Consider the following 14,595-nt stretch of genomic DNA (forward strand, 5'->3'; position numbering starts at 1 on the left):
ATCATCGTTATAACCGTTTGGCTTGCAATGTCTGCGCGATCACGTCGATCACCCTGGCGCTGGAAAGCTGATCGAGGCAAGCGCTGTGGCTGTCGCGGTGCCGGTCGCAACCTTCCAGTTGGCAGGGTAGGCAGTTTTGTTCGGTTTGGCCTTGCAGCAGATACACGTTATTTACTTGGCTTGAACCACGAGACGCGAAAGGCGTTTTATCTTCGCCGTATCCGCACGGCCAGGGTGCCCATTTTTCCGGATCGGTGGGTCCGAATAAGGCAAAAGTCAGTGTGCCGGTGGACGCCGCCAAGTGGGTGATGCCGGTGTCGGGGCCGACGAATAATGCGGCTTTGCCAATCAAGGCGGACAATTGCGCCAGCGACAGCTGACCGGCAAGATTGATGACATCTGTTGGCAGTTGTTGCTGTATTTCTCGCAAGGCTGCCAACTCGGCGGGATTGCCGCTGCCGGTTAATACGACTTTAAAACCTTGCCGGTCTAAAAAGGCGATGAGCTCGCACCAGCCCTCGGCGTGCCACTGTTTATAGCGCCATTGCGGCATAATATGTAGAACGACGTAGGGACCAGTTATGCTGGGTATCGGCGTCGAGCTTTGCGGCGGAGTCAGGCGATAGCAAGGCGCTATTCCCAGTAACTTGCAGAAGCGCAAATTTTCCAAGACGGCGTGACCGTAATCGCTGCTAAATACCAGCCAGCGCTTGAGTAGCGCTTTTTTCCACCAAGCCTTAGTAGCATCGCCAGGCACAAAGCCGATGCTGGTTTTGCCGGCTATCGCTGCGCACAAAGTTGGCCGGTCGCCGGCTTGCGTGGAAATAGCTAAATCGTAACGGCGAAACAGGCTGAATAACAATTTGCCGAATGCCAAGCCGCCAGGCTTGCCCGCTACGGTTAATAAGCGCCGGATGTCGGGATTGCCTTCCAGCATACCGGCGTTGCTGGAAGGCAGTAGAACGTCAATGTCGGCGTTTGGATAGGCTTGCTTCAGCGACGAGATGAGTGGGGTAACCAGCAGCGTATCGCCCAGATATCGCAGGGTTATCACCAAAATGCGTTTAGGTTGTATATTGAGCGGTTTTTGGTTGGGCATGGAACGCTGGCTGATCAACATGGCTGTACATTTTAAAGGTAAACAGTATTGAACACGTTACAAAATTCGCGCAAAACTATGACGGACGGGCAGGTGTACAAGCGTTTATTGGCGTTTGTGTTGCCGTATTGGCGTTTATTTTTGGTAACTGCCATCGGTTTTGCGATCTATGCCGCCACCGAGCCGGCGGTGGTGATGATTATTCAGCGCATCATCGACAGCTTTGGGGCGCCGGATCGGGGAGATATTCAATATCTGCCGCTGGCCTTCGTGGTGTTGTTTCTGGTACGCGGCATAGGCTCGTTTTTGGGTAATTATTACCTGGCGCGAATTTCCGGCAATTTGATTCACAAGCTGCGTTGCGAGATTTTTAATCAGTACACCCGCTTGTCGGTGCAATATTTCGATGCGCATAACAGCGGCTACATGATTTCGCGGATTACCAATAATATCGGCGAAGTCACGCGGGCAACGTCCGATTCGATTCGTTCTTTCGTGCGCGAAGGCTTTACTGCGGTTGGCTTGCTGGGTTATCTGGCTTATACCAACTGGCAGCTCTCCTTGGTGTTTTTGGCGATAGCACCGGTGGTAGCGATTATGGTGCGTTATGTCGGCAAACGTTTAAAACGGCTGAGCCGCAATATGCAAGACACGGTCGGTGATTTGACGCACATCACTTCGGAGATGGTCTCCGGAAACCGTATCGTAAAAAGTTTCGGCGGGGAAGATTACGAGCGGCAACGCTTTAAGAAAGCCAGTCTGGAAAATCGTGGTCAACATCGCAAGCTGATCATGACCGTATCGCTGAATAATCCGTTGATGCAACTGGTCATTTCTTTTGCCTTGGCCGGCATGATGTATCTGGCCTTGATCATGATGAAATCGTCGAGCCCGGGTGAATTTGTCGGCTTTTTTACCGCGGCATTCTTGTTGCCCAAGCCGATTCGGCAATTGAGCGATGCCAATTCCGAGATCTTGCGCGGTATCGCGGCGGCGGAGTCTTTGTTCGAAGTATTGGACGAGCCGGCGGAAATCGATGGTGGCGACTATCAGGTTGAGCGCAGTCAAGGCCGCATCGAATTCAAAAATCTCAGTTTTAGCTATCCCGGCAGCGAAACCCCGGCCTTAAACAATATCAATGTGACTATTGAGCCGGGACAGACCGTTGCTTTGGTGGGGGCTTCGGGCGGCGGCAAAAGCACGATGATTAACCTGTTGCCGCGTTTTTACGACTACGAGCAGGGCGAGATTTTGATCGATGGCGTGCCGTTGAAACGCTACCGCTTGGATAGTTTGCGCCGGCAGATTGCCTTGGTCACGCAGAATGTCACCTTGTTCAACGCTTCCGTCGCGAATAATATCGCCTATGGCGCGTTACAAGGTGCGACCAGAGAGCAAATTGAGCAGGCCGCCGTCGATGCCTATGCGATGGACTTTATCAGCAAAATGCCGCAAGGATTGGAAACCGAAATCGGTGAGAATGGTGTCAAGCTGTCCGGTGGTCAGCGCCAGCGCTTGGCCCTGGCTCGGGCCCTATTGAAGGATGCACCCATTTTGATTCTGGATGAAGCCACTTCGGCGCTGGATACCGAATCCGAACGCTACATTCAGGCGGCATTGAATCGGGTGATGCAAGGCCGCACGACTTTGGTGGTGGCGCATCGCTTGTCCACCATCGAGAGTGCGGATGTGATCTTGGTAATGGACAAAGGCCGGATTGTCGAACAAGGTTCGCATCGCGAACTGTTGGTTCGAGATGGGGCGTATGCCAAATTGCATAAGATGCAGTTTCAGGATGGCGGTCAAACAGCGCAGCCGGAGACTGCTGTCGGGCAGGAGTGAAGAGTCAGTCGGCGGCTCAGATGATTCGCCGGCTGGGATAGGCGTTTAAAATTGTTTGGAGTTTTTGCTGTTGCGGAATATCAGCGGCTTTTCCTGGTCGGACAAGGCGAGTTCGCGCGCCGAATCAATCGCGGCGTCGATTCTATGCCGTTCCGGGGACTTGCTGCACACGGGATCGGTGCTGTACATGTCGCCGTTGAATAAAAACGCCTGACAGCGGCAACCGCCGAAGTCTTTAAGCTTCTCGTCGCAGCTGCGGCAAGGCTCCTGCATCCACTCGGTGCCGCGGAAGAAGTTGAAGGTTTTCGACTCATTCCAGATTTCTTCGATGCTGAAATCCTTGACGTTCGGGCAATCCAGGCCGGGCAATTCGCGAGCCGAATGGCAGGGCAACGCGGTACCGTCCGGGGCGATGGTCAAAAACGTCGTGCCCCAACCGTTCATGCAAGCCTTTGGTCGGTCTTCGTAATAATCCGGCACCACATAGTAAATCTTCATCTTGCCGGCGACTTTTTCCTTGTAAGCTTGGGCAATTTTTTCCGCTTCCTGAAACTGCTCGCGGGTGGGCAGCAAGGCGTCGCGATTCAAATGCGCCCAGCCGTAATATTGGGTATTGGCTAACTCCAGATAATCGGCGCCGAGGTTTTCGGCCATCTCCAGAATTTGCGGCATTTGGTGAATATTTTCCCGATGAATCACCACGCACAGCACCATGGGATAGCCGTGTTTTTTAATCAGCCTGGCCACGTCCTGCTTGTGTTGATAGCTAGCGGTGCCGGCGATGTGATCGTTCAGTTCCTGGGTGCTGGCCTGGATACTGATCTGGATATGATCTAAACCGGCTTGTTTCAACTCGACGATTTTTTCTTCGCTCAAGCCGTAGCCGGAGGTGATCAGATTGGAGTAATAACCCAACTCGCGCGCATATCCGACCAGTTCAGTCAAATCCTGGCGGGTCAGCGGTTCGCCGCCGGAAAAACCCAGTTGCACCGCGCCCATTTTGCGGGCCTGACTTAATACGCGCTTCCAATCCTCGGTACTTAATTCGTTCGGATATTTAGCGTAATCCAAGGGGTTGGAGCAATAAGGGCATTGCAGCGGGCACTTGTAGCTCAGTTCCGCCAGCAGCCAGCGCGGTGGGGTGATATTAAGCTTGTCTGATCCAGCCATTTTGCAATGCTACGTTCAAAAAATTAGTGATGTCGTTGGTCAGGCCGGAGGTAGCGAATTTCTCCTCGAGTTCGCTGACGATTTGTGCCAGCATCCGGCTGCCGTCGCACAACTTGAGTATTTCCGCCGAACTTTGGTTTAACTCCACCATGCCTTCGGGATAGAGAATCACGTATTTTTGCTGGGCTTCTTCCCATTGCAGCCTATGCAGCGGCGAGAATTGAATAAGTTGGTCTGGGGTGATGGTCATGAGGTTCCGGTGTTTAAGCAAACGGCTAGCGCATTAAGCCGCTTCAATGTCTTCAAATATTTCCGCTAGCGGCAGGCTGAGGCTCAAGCTGTGTAGCTGGCAATCGACTTCGCCTAGGTAGTCGTGTAGTAGCCAATCGTTTTCGGCTGTGCGGCGGAAGCACTCGACGCGGCGCGCGTCGATGTCGACGATCAGGTATTCCTGTAGCGACGCGAGTTTGCGGTAGGCAGCGAATTTGCCGCCGCGGTCATAAGCAGCGGTCGAGTCGGATAGAACTTCGACGATCAGCGTTGGGTTGGAAATATATTGCTGGTTGCCCAAGTCACCGGGATGGCACGACACCATCACGTCAGGGTAAAAAAAGGCGTCGGCTGCTTCGATTTTCAATTTCAAGTCGGCGATATAAGGCCGACAAGGCGTGCCGCGTAAGCGTTGTTTCAGGCCTGCAAAAATGTTGCCGGAGACGATCACGTGATCCTGTCTTGCCCCGACCATCGCAAAAACTTCGCCGGCGACGAACTCGTGCTTCTCGGCCTGGGTTGCTTCCCAAGCCAGATAATCCTCGGCACTAAAATGAAGTCGCTCGGCGGTTTGCATGGTTATTTTTCGATATTGAAATACGGCGGCATATCGGCAACATAAGCCAGATACATCGCATCGGCCATGCTCCACAATACATCCAGTTTAAATTTCAGAATTTGCACCATGCGTTCTTGCTGTTCGCGGGTTTTGTACCAATCCAGCGTGAGTTCCAAGCCGTGTTCCACGTCGCGCCGGGCTTCGGTCAGGCGTTTGCGGAAGTAAGTGTAACCCTCTTGGTCGACCCATGGATAGACGTCCGGCCAATTGTCCAAGCGCTGTTGATGAATTTTTGGGGCAAAGAGTTCAGTCAGTGACGAGCTGGCGGCTTCGTGCCATTCCGCGCGGCGGGCGAAATTGACGTAGGCGTCCACGGCAAAACGCACGCCGGGTAGCACGTGTTCCAGCGAGGTGATTTCTTCGCGGCTCAGGCCAACCGCGATGCCTAAACGTATCCAGGCTTCGATGCCACCGGGGTCGCCAGGGTGGCCGTCATGGTCGAGGATGCGTTGTACCCATTTAGCGCGAGTTTCCCGGTCCGGGCAATTGGCCATGATATTGGCGTCCTTGATCGGAATCATCACCTGGTAATAAAAGCGGTTGGCGACCCAGCCTTGCAATTGTTGCTTGGTCAGTTTGCCTTCATTCATCAGCGTGTGCATCGGATGATGGATGTGGTAGAACTTTTCCATCCCACGCAATTTGGCTTCGAATTCTTCGCGGCTCCAGGGTTGATTATCAGCAGTCATGTCGCACCTTTTTATAAGTCAATTTCCAGTCCGTCGTAAGCCACTTCGATACTGTTGGCATCCAGGGTTTTACGCTCCGGCGAATCTTCGTCGAGAATCGGGTTGGTGTTGTTGATATGAATCAAAATCTTGCGGGCGTTTGGCACGCCATTCAATACTTCAATCATGCCTCCAGGCCCGGACTGCGGCAAGTGGCCAATGTCTCGAGCACGTTTTTGGCTAATGCCGCGTGTCACCATTTCGTCATCGGTCCAGAATGTACCGTCTACCATTAGACAGTCAACGTTCAGCATCGCTTGCAGGACGTGCGGCTCGATTTCACCGAGGCCGGGTGAGTAATAAAGTTTTTTGCCGGTGGAAATCTGCTCGACGATGACGCCAATGTTATCGCCGTCGTGCGGGTCGTGGCGGTGCGGCGAATAAGGCGGTGCCTTGCTTTTCAGGGCGTGGGCGTAAATGCGGATGTCATCAATGCCGGGAACCTCGAACGGGGTTTCGTCGCAGGCAATCGGATGGTGATTGACGGTGCAATAGTCTTTCAACATGTTGAATAGCGGAAAGCCGCTGGTCAAATCCTGCTTGACCATCTCGGTGCAATAGACGTTCAACGGTTTGCCTTCGCGCAGCATCAACATGCCGGTGGTATGGTCGATCTGGCTGTCGATCAAGAGCACGGCCTTGATACCGGTATCGCGGATGCCTTCTTTAGGCTGAATGGCGGGAAACGCCTCCAATTGGGCGCGAATGTCCGGCGAGGTGTTAAACAGCAGCCAGTTGCGGTTGTCGGTACTGATCGCTATCGACGATTGGGTGCGGGCTTTGCCGTTGAATTGGCCATTACGCAGGCGTCGGCAATTGTCGCAGTTGCAGTTCCATTGCGGAAAGCCGCCGCCGGCGCCGGCGCCAAGAACTCTAATCTTCATGTTTGCCTAAGGGGAATGATGAATGAGCGCCGCATGATACGGGATTAAAAAACGCCAGGCAAAAAAAAGGGGCAGGAAAATGCCCCTTTTTTATCGTCATCCCTAAGGATTAACGGTTGTAGATGTACATGGTAACTTCAAAACCGAAACGCATGTCATTGTAAGCTGGTGTTTCCCATTTCATTTATATACCCTCCAGAGGTTTTGTTGTTGTGTGCGATAGCTTGATCGAGAAAGCTGCGCCGAAGTATACGATGAAGTTTTTCTTTGCGCAACAGAGCAATCAAACCGGAACTAACAGCAGTTGGAGCGATGTCTCTGCGCTTAAGTTCCCGGCCTTACCAGACCATTTTCAGCGCAAGCGCCAACAGCACAATCGCAAAGTAACGCTTCAATTTTTGTGCCGGCAAACGGTGCGCCAACTTGGCGCCCAAGGGCGCAGTAAATATGCTGGTCAAGACGATGCCGGCGAAGGCCGGGAGATATAGATAACCGAGGCTGCCAACCGGTAATTGATGATCTTGCCAGCCCAGGATGGCGTAGCTGGTAGCAGCCGACAGGGCGATGGGGATTGCACAGGTGCTGGATGTGGCGACCGCGTTTTTCATCGGCAGGCCATTGCTCACCAAATAAGGTACGGTCATGGTGCCGCCGCCTATGCCTAAAATGGCTGATAGTACGCCGATCAACAGACCCATCGGGTAATCCAGGGAGAATTTGGCTGGGTGTGATGACGCTTTGTTGGGCTTGGGTATAGCCATTTGTACGCTGGTATATATTAGATACGCAACAAAAAACCAACGGAGTGAGTCGGCGCTGATATATTCGGCCAACACTGCACCGCCAACGGCGCCCAGCAGCATGCTCGGCGCTAAATGTTTTGCCCGATACCAGTCGATGTTCCCAAGTTTGTGGTGAGTACGCACAGAGGCCAGCGAAGTAAATATTGCGGTTGCTAAAGATGTGGCCACGGCGATCAGCATGATTTGCTCGGGATCGAACCGCTGAGCTTGGAACACCCACACTAGCACCGGCACAATCAATGCGCCGCCGCCTATACCGAACAAACCGGCGGCAACGCCGGCTAGAATGCCCAGTAAAAAGCTGGCTAAAAAAATTTCCGTCATGATGATTAATGGCTGGGGAATAAGCAAAGCACTATGATAGCGACTCATTTATACTGTGTCTTTTGATCCATTAAGTAGGCGAGTGGCTAAGGCATGAAAACGTATCTGGTCGGCGGCGCAGTTCGCGACCGTTTGCTGGATTTTCCGGTTAAGGAGCGTGACTGGCTGGTGGTAGGTGAGACTGCGGACAGTATGCTGGCCGCCGGTTTTCGGCCGGTCGGCAAAGACTTTCCGGTATTTTTGCATCCTATCGATCACGAAGAATATGCCTTGGCGCGTACCGAGCGTAAAACGGCCCCGGGTTACAAGGGATTTGCGGTGCATGCCTCACCGGATGTGACGCTGGAAGAGGATTTATTGCGACGGGATTTAACCGTCAATGCAATGGCAATGACGGATGACGGCGAATTGATTGATCCGTTTCATGGACGGCGCGATTTGGAAAACCGCATCTTGCGGCATGTGTCACCCGCTTTTAGTGAAGACCCGGTGCGGATCTTGCGTGTGGCCCGTTTCGCTGCCCGTTATGCCCATTTGGGCTTTACTGTCGCCGAGGAAACGCTGGAATTGATGCGCAAGATGGTAGTGGCCGGCGAAGCGGATTTTCTGGTCGCCGAGCGGGTGTGGGCCGAGTTGCACAAAGCCTTATTGGAGCGAACGCCGGCGGCGTTTTTTCAGGTTCTGAAAGACTGTGGCGCATTGCGAGTGGTTTTTCCTGAGCTCGACGCTTTATTCGGCGTACCGCAGCCGGAGAAATATCATCCGGAAATCGATACCGGCGTGCATTCGTTGATGGTGCTGGAGCAGGCGGCGCGGCTTTCCGAAAAGCCAGAGGTACGCCTGGCGGCCTTGTTACATGATCTGGGTAAGGCCTTGACTCCCTGCCAGCATTGGCCCAGCCATCATGGGCATGAGCAAAAAGGTTTGCCGGTGCTTGCCAAACTGTGCCAAAGATTGCGGGTGCCGAATCATTTTAAATCGCTGTGTGCGCAAGTCATGCAATACCACACTCATTGCCACCGGGCTTTGGAATTGCGGGCGGATACCTTGACCGATATGTTGCAAACCCTGGGCGCATTCAAGCCCGATAGCCATTTGGCTGAATTTCTCCAGGCGTGCGAAGCCGACGCGCGCGGCCGGACCGGATTCGAAGACCGGCCCTACCCGCAAGCCGACTACATTCGCTCGGCGGCACTGGCGGCCACCGCTGTCGATACCTCGGCGGCTTTGCTTAAAGGCTTGCAAGGCGAGCAGATTGGTATCGCTATCCGCAAATTGCGGGCCCAAGCCGTCAACGATTACAAACAACGCTATCAGCAACTAACAATTGAATCAGCATGAATGCCATCCTGGTCTCCGCCGGCTTATTGATTTGCAGCAACGTCTTTATGACCTTTGCCTGGTACGCACATCTAAAGGAATTGAATAACAAACCGTGGTTGCTGGCCGCATTCGTCAGTTGGGGCATCGCCCTATTCGAATATCTGTTACAAGTGCCCGCCAATCGTATCGGATACACGCAGTGCAGTGTCGCCCAACTGAAAATTATGCAGGAAGTGATAGCGCTGAGCGTATTCGTACCCTTCTCGGTGTTCTACATGAAAGAGCCGTTGAAACTGGATTATCTCTGGGCCGGGCTGTGTTTGCTGGGCGCGGTGTTTTTTATGTTCAGAGCCAAATTAAGCTGAAATTGAACGGAATGGAATAACAATAATAATGGGTGAACAGCATGCTTAGTTACCGCCACGGCTTCCACGCCGGCAATTTTGCCGATGTTTTAAAGCACAGTCTGCTGACGCTGGCGATCAACGCCTTGAAACAGAAAGACAAGCCGTTTGTTTACATCGATACCCACGCCGGAGCCGGTAAATATTCTTTTAAATCCGAGTTTGCCCAAAAAACCGGCGAATACCAGCAAGGCATCGCCAAACTTTGGGACAGCCAGGACGCGCCGCCGGAATTAAAAGATTATCTATCCGCAGTACGTGCGGAAAACACCGGACGGCAACTGGTGCGTTACCCCGGCTCGCCGCAATTGGTCAAGCGTTTGGTCAGGCAACAAGACCGCCTGGTATTGTCCGAATTGCATAGCAGCGATGTCGAAGCCCTTCAACAATTATTCGCCGGCGACAAGCAGATCAGCGTCTCCAAGGAAGACGGCTTGCAGACCTTGACCAAGAAGTTGCCGCCCATCCAAAAGCGCGGCTTGATTCTGATCGATCCCAGTTACGAAATGCGCGACGAATACAAAAAAATCATCGCAGCGCTGACGACCGCATATAAACACTTCGCTACCGGTGTTTATGCGCTGTGGTATCCGGTCATCGACCGCACGGCCACTGAAAATTTCATGCGGCAACTAGAGCAAAGCGGTATTCCTCGCCAACTGCGCATCGAGCATTGTATAGCCGATGACGGGCCGGGGCGCGGCATGACCGGTTCCGGCATGTTATTCATCAATCCGCCGTGGCAACTGGATAGTCAAGCCGAAGCCTTGTTGCCTTGCTTGAATCAAGCGTTGGCGGATGGCCGGGGGCATTGGCGGGTAGAGTGGCAGGTGCCCGAAGCGACAGTGGCGAGCGCGGTAAGGAATTAGCCATGATTAGAAAGAATCTCGACTTGATCATCGTCGGCTTTGTGGTACTCGCTATCGTCATGTACGATGTGACGCTGGAGCTGCTGGGTGAATTGATGCATCTGGTGTTCGAAGGATTTCATGTGGCCTTCGAGTACGTCGAATTGGGCATCGAAGAAGCCGTCGAATTGGTATTCCACGTTTTGGATGTCGGTGAAATCATCGAGTATCTATTCGAGTCCGACCGCCACGGCAGCCAGGTGGTGACGTTTTATATTTTGGTCACCATTGCCTGGTTCGGTTTTTATCGACTCTCGAAATTAGTTCCCCGGCTTTGGGCCTCTTTTAAGCAAATGCTTTTGAATACCTGGGTACGGCGGAAGACCGAATTAGAGTTGTATTGGCTGTCGCTGACGATAAGGGACAAGGTGACTATCGCTTTTACTGCCGTGGCTGTTGCTTATATCGCGTCATTTTTCGTGATGTGATGGCGTGCACCGTTGACGAAACCGTTTTATTTTTAATTTTCTTATGCCATTACTAGAACAAGTTACCCAATCCATTCTGGCCGGCAACGGCTTTCAAACCCAGGACGTAGACCGAGTGATGGCGGCGCTGCTCAGTGCGCCGGTCGACGCCGCCGATATTTATTTTCAGTCCAGTCATTTCGAGTCCTGGTCCATGGAGGGCGGCATTATCAAGGAAGGTAGTCATTCCATAGAACACGGCGCCGGAGTGCGCGTGGTGAGCGGCGATAAGACCGGCTTTGCTTACAGCGACCGCATCGAATTGCCGATTCTGCTGGAAGCTGCCAACAACGTCAAAGCCATTGTCAGACACGGTCAGCAGGCGCGGCGCCAGATCGAAGTCGCCAAGAGTTGGCCGCAGTTATACCAACCGGTTAATCCGTTGAAGTCTCTGGACGATCAGGCAAAAATCGACTTACTAAAACGTGTCGATAGCGAAACCCGCAAGTTGGACAGTCGTATCGAAGAAGTGATGGTCAGCTTGATTGCGGCTTATGACAGCGTGCTGATTGCCAATCAGGATGGCTCGTTGGCGGCCGATGTGCGGCCCTTGGTGCGGATGAACGTGACGGTGATTATGGTCGAAAACGGTCGCCGCGAGCAGGGCAGCATGGGCGGCGGCGGGCGCAGCGATTACAGCTTTTTTCTGGAAAATGACCGGGCTTTCGAATACGGCCGCGAAGCGGTGCGTTTGGCCCAGGTTAATTTGCAGGCCCAGGAAGCACCGGCCGGCAATATGACCGTGGTGTTGGGGCCGGGCTGGCCGGGGATTTTGTTGCACGAAGCGATCGGCCACGGTTTGGAAGGCGACTTCAACCGCAAAGGCACTTCGGCGTTTAGTGGTCGAGTCGGCGAGCGGGTGGCTTCGGATTTATGCACCGTAGTCGACGACGGTACGCTGGTTGGGCGGCGCGGCTCCTTGAATATCGACGACGAAGGCACGCCCACCGAGAACACCGTGCTCATCGAAAAAGGCATTTTAAAAGGCTATATGCAAGACAAGCTCAATGCGCGCTTGATGGGCGTAAAACCCACCGGCAACGGCCGCCGGGAATCGTATGCGCACTTGCCGATGCCGCGCATGACCAATACCTACATGCTGCCGGGGCAGAGCGATCCGGAAGAAATTATCCGTTCCGTTAAGAAAGGCTTGTACGCCCGTAACTTTGGCGGCGGTCAGGTGGATATTACTTCCGGCAAATTTGTGTTTTCCACCAGCGAAGCCTACTTGATCGAAAACGGCCAAATTACCCGCCCCGTGAAAGGCGCCACGCTAATTGGTAATGGTCCGGACGTGTTGACTAAAGTATCGATGGTCGGTAACGACATGGCTTTGGATAGCGGCGTCGGCACTTGCGGCAAGGATGGGCAAAGCGTGCCGGTCGGCGTCGGTCAGCCCACCTTGAAAATCGATGGTCTAACCGTCGGCGGCACCAGCGTTTAATGCCTCGGGCCGCTCGGCTTCGGCTCACACCTGCAATCGAATTCTAAGAGACTTACCGTGCAAAATCAGGAAGAAATTAATCGCTTAAAAAATGTCGTTCAACAGTTATTGGACGAAGCCAAACAACAAGGAGCCAGTGGCGCCGAAGCGGCATTCAGCGTAGACAACGGGCTGTCGGTGTCGGCGCGTTTGGGGGAAGTGGAAACCGTCGAGTATCACTGCGATCAAGGCATCGGGGTTACCGTTTATTTTGGTCAGAAAAAGGGCTCGGCCAGTACCAACGATATTTCCAGTGATTCGCTAAAAGAAACCGTCAAGGCAGCCTGTAGCATTGCCCGTTACGCCAGCGACGACGCCTATTCCGGCTTGCCGGATGCCGAGTTATTGGCAACCGAATTTCCGGATCTGGATCTGAACCACCCCTGGGATATTAACGCCGAGCAAGCCATCAATATCGCCATCGAATGCGAAAACATCGCCCGCGGCTACGATAAAGCGATTAGCAATTCCGAAGGCGCGTCGGTCAATACGCATCAAGGCACCCGGGTATTCGGCAATTCGCTGGGCTTTTTGCAAGGTTACCAATCCAGCCGACATTCGTTGAGCTGTTCGGTGCTGGCCGGCAGCGGCGACGCGATGCAGCGCGATTATTGGTACAGCGTGGCGCGTGATGCGGCAGCTCTGGAATCGGCTAGACAAGTCGGCGAAAAAACCGCGCAACGCACCATAGCTCGCTTGAACGCCCGTAGCCTAAGTACGCGGCAATGTCCGGTATTGTTTGCATCGGAAATGGCGTCCGGTTTGATCGGGGCGCTGATCGGTGCGATCAGCGGCGGCAGTTTATATCGCAAATCTTCGTTTTTGCTGGATACGCTGGATACGCAAATTTTGCCGGATTTCGTGCGCATTCATGAGCAACCCTTCCTGCGCGGCGCGCTGGGCAGCGCCAGTTACGACTCGGAAGGTGTCGCGACTAAGGCCAGGGATATTGTCAGCGACGGTATTTTAAGATCGTACGTGCTCAGCACCTACTCGGCCCGCAAGTTGGGCATGCAAACCACCGGCAATGCCGGCGGCGTGCACAACTTGACCGTCGAACCCGGCAGCAACGATTTTGCCGGCATGCTGAAATTGCTGGATACCGGTTTGCTGGTCACCGAATTGATGGGGCAGGGCGTGAACCGGGTGACCGGCGACTATTCGCGCGGCGCCTCGGGGTTTTGGGTGGAAAACGGCGTTATTCAATACCCGGTACAGGAAATCACGATTGCCGGAAATTTAAAGTCCATGCTGCGCAACATCGTCGCCATCGGCAACGATGTGGATTTGCGCGGCAATATCCGGGTGGGCTCGATTTTGCTGGAACAGATGGCGATTGCGGGCGAGTAAATGCCCGGTGGGTTGTCTGTTCAGCCGCTATATAAGTCTAAGCGTCTCAGACGACTTCGGCATTATTAACCCGGCCCTTAAATCCTGTTTGCCCTGTCGAGAGGCAATCCAGCCAGGGCTTCCGCTCAGCCCGAACGGAATACCCGTGATAATTAGGGCCGGGTTAATAGTCAATCAACCCGTTACGCCAGGGGTCAGTAAAAAGTGGCCTGCGGGGAGTTTTTCTGGGTATGTGTAAGGGCTAGCCTTGTTTTCCTCGACCCAGCGTTTTTCCGCTATCGACTCGAAAGGCGGCGGCAATTCGCCCTGCAGCGACCAAAGATCGAACGGAGTTTCGTCAATTGAAATCTCCCAATCGAAACCACGCTCTTTGACAAAAGGCGCAATCACGTCGTCAAGCGTTCGCATCCACCATTCTCGTATGATTGGCCCCGGCAATGTCCGGGCGATTTGGTCAACCTTAAAGCGAATAAACTTGTCATTCCGCACGCCACCGACAAAACAATTGCCTTTAACCACTTCTTCGAAAATAACGACGGCGTAAAATCTTGGGATTGGCACCGCCGCATAGACGCTGGTGATTTGTTCAGCCAGTTCCTGTTTGTCTTCTGCGCTGAAGGCTCCGCTGGGATGGTAGACTTTCCACAAAGGCATGATGATTCTCCTGATAATTGAGTAAGTTTTGGTGATCCACTGACCGCCTTGTTGTTCTTAATCAGCATCCCGCCAAAAACTGAGGCTTGATGCACGATTGAGAGTGAGGCGACGCCACCGCGTTGACTTGCAAATTCCTTGGGGGGATCTAAGCGCCGGCGGCTGCGTCGGCGGTAAATCTATGCCTGAGGAGGCAAACGGTAAAATGCTTTGTATTCATGCGCCTATGAAAATAATTGATGCCAAACGCCCCAGGCATTTTCGGTA

16 protein-coding genes are annotated in these 14,595 nt (G+C 53.4%); 7 read left to right on the forward strand and 9 right to left on the reverse strand.

Going from position 1 to position 14,595, the window contains the following annotated elements; translation table 11 throughout:
• Positions 1-7: 7 nt before the first annotated feature.
• Positions 8-1,099, reverse strand: coding sequence for a glycosyltransferase family 9 protein (locus QLH52_RS16565; RefSeq protein WP_319962287.1), 1,092 nt, complete (start codon positions 1,097-1,099; stop codon positions 8-10).
• A 78-nt stretch (positions 1,100-1,177) separates the two neighbouring features.
• Here QLH52_RS16565 and msbA point away from each other — a divergent pair, with 78 nt between their 5' ends.
• Positions 1,178-2,941: a lipid A export permease/ATP-binding protein MsbA gene (msbA, locus tag QLH52_RS16570; protein WP_319962336.1), complete on the forward strand. Its 1,764-nt coding sequence runs from the start codon at positions 1,178-1,180 to the stop codon at positions 2,939-2,941.
• 45 nt (positions 2,942-2,986) lie between these two features.
• On the opposite strand, the gene pqqE is transcribed toward msbA, so the two are convergent.
• From pqqE to QLH52_RS16605, 7 genes are all read right to left on the reverse strand, one after another.
• The gene (pqqE, locus tag QLH52_RS16575) at positions 2,987-4,111 is read right to left on the reverse strand and encodes a pyrroloquinoline quinone biosynthesis protein PqqE (RefSeq protein ID WP_319962288.1); all 1,125 of its coding nucleotides are present in this window, start codon (positions 4,109-4,111) and stop codon (positions 2,987-2,989) included.
• Positions 4,089-4,361: a pyrroloquinoline quinone biosynthesis peptide chaperone PqqD gene (gene pqqD / locus QLH52_RS16580; RefSeq protein WP_319962289.1), complete on the reverse strand. Its 273-nt coding sequence runs from the start codon at positions 4,359-4,361 to the stop codon at positions 4,089-4,091. Before pqqD ends, pqqE begins: the two co-directional genes overlap by 23 nt.
• Positions 4,362-4,394: 33 nt before the next feature.
• Positions 4,395-4,958 (reverse strand): Uma2 family endonuclease, encoded by a 564-nt coding sequence (locus QLH52_RS16585; RefSeq protein WP_319962290.1) that lies wholly within the window; start codon positions 4,956-4,958, stop codon positions 4,395-4,397.
• Positions 4,959-4,960: 2 nt separating this feature from the next.
• Positions 4,961-5,689 (reverse strand): pyrroloquinoline-quinone synthase PqqC, encoded by a 729-nt coding sequence (gene pqqC / locus QLH52_RS16590; protein WP_319962291.1) that lies wholly within the window; start codon positions 5,687-5,689, stop codon positions 4,961-4,963.
• Positions 5,690-5,700: 11 nt separating this feature from the next.
• Positions 5,701-6,612: a pyrroloquinoline quinone biosynthesis protein PqqB gene (pqqB, locus tag QLH52_RS16595; protein WP_319962292.1), complete on the reverse strand. Its 912-nt coding sequence runs from the start codon at positions 6,610-6,612 to the stop codon at positions 5,701-5,703.
• A gap of 109 nt (positions 6,613-6,721) precedes the next feature.
• On the reverse strand, positions 6,722-6,796 hold the full coding sequence (gene pqqA / locus QLH52_RS16600; protein ID WP_054760176.1) for a pyrroloquinoline quinone precursor peptide PqqA: 75 nt from the start codon (positions 6,794-6,796) through the stop codon (positions 6,722-6,724).
• A gap of 154 nt (positions 6,797-6,950) precedes the next feature.
• A complete protein-coding gene (locus QLH52_RS16605) occupies positions 6,951-7,787 on the reverse strand; it encodes a sulfite exporter TauE/SafE family protein (RefSeq protein ID WP_319962293.1) in 837 nt (278 codons plus the stop codon).
• Between the two features lie 45 nt (positions 7,788-7,832).
• Between QLH52_RS16605 and QLH52_RS16610 the strand changes: the two genes are divergently transcribed.
• From QLH52_RS16610 to pmbA, 6 genes are read left to right on the forward strand one after another with little or no spacing between them, the layout of a single operon-like run.
• The gene (locus QLH52_RS16610; protein WP_319962294.1) at positions 7,833-9,080 is read left to right on the forward strand and encodes a multifunctional CCA addition/repair protein; all 1,248 of its coding nucleotides are present in this window, start codon (positions 7,833-7,835) and stop codon (positions 9,078-9,080) included.
• A complete protein-coding gene (locus QLH52_RS16615; protein ID WP_319962295.1) occupies positions 9,077-9,427 on the forward strand; it encodes a DMT family protein in 351 nt (116 codons plus the stop codon). The genes QLH52_RS16610 and QLH52_RS16615 overlap by 4 nt, the downstream gene beginning before the upstream one ends.
• Before the next feature lie 41 nt (positions 9,428-9,468).
• Entirely contained in the window at positions 9,469-10,335 is an 867-nt protein-coding gene (locus tag QLH52_RS16620) for a 23S rRNA (adenine(2030)-N(6))-methyltransferase RlmJ (RefSeq protein WP_319962296.1), read from the forward strand.
• A gap of 2 nt (positions 10,336-10,337) precedes the next feature.
• Positions 10,338-10,802 (forward strand): hypothetical protein, encoded by a 465-nt coding sequence (locus QLH52_RS16625; RefSeq protein WP_033159385.1) that lies wholly within the window; start codon positions 10,338-10,340, stop codon positions 10,800-10,802.
• Between the two features lie 43 nt (positions 10,803-10,845).
• Entirely contained in the window at positions 10,846-12,285 is a 1,440-nt protein-coding gene (tldD, locus tag QLH52_RS16630; protein WP_319962298.1) for a metalloprotease TldD, read from the forward strand.
• A 57-nt stretch (positions 12,286-12,342) separates the two neighbouring features.
• Positions 12,343-13,674 carry a metalloprotease PmbA gene (gene pmbA, locus QLH52_RS16635; protein WP_319962299.1) on the forward strand — a complete coding sequence of 444 codons (1,332 nt, stop codon included), beginning with the start codon at positions 12,343-12,345 and terminating at the stop codon, positions 13,672-13,674.
• A gap of 174 nt (positions 13,675-13,848) precedes the next feature.
• Here pmbA and QLH52_RS16640 read toward each other — a convergent pair whose 3' ends face one another.
• A complete protein-coding gene (locus QLH52_RS16640; RefSeq protein ID WP_033159382.1) occupies positions 13,849-14,328 on the reverse strand; it encodes a tautomerase family protein in 480 nt (159 codons plus the stop codon).
• Between the last annotated feature and the right edge of the window lie 267 nt (positions 14,329-14,595).

This window comes from Methylomonas defluvii, from assembly GCF_033949435.1.
Classification (GTDB): domain Bacteria; phylum Pseudomonadota; class Gammaproteobacteria; order Methylococcales; family Methylomonadaceae; genus Methylomonas; species Methylomonas defluvii.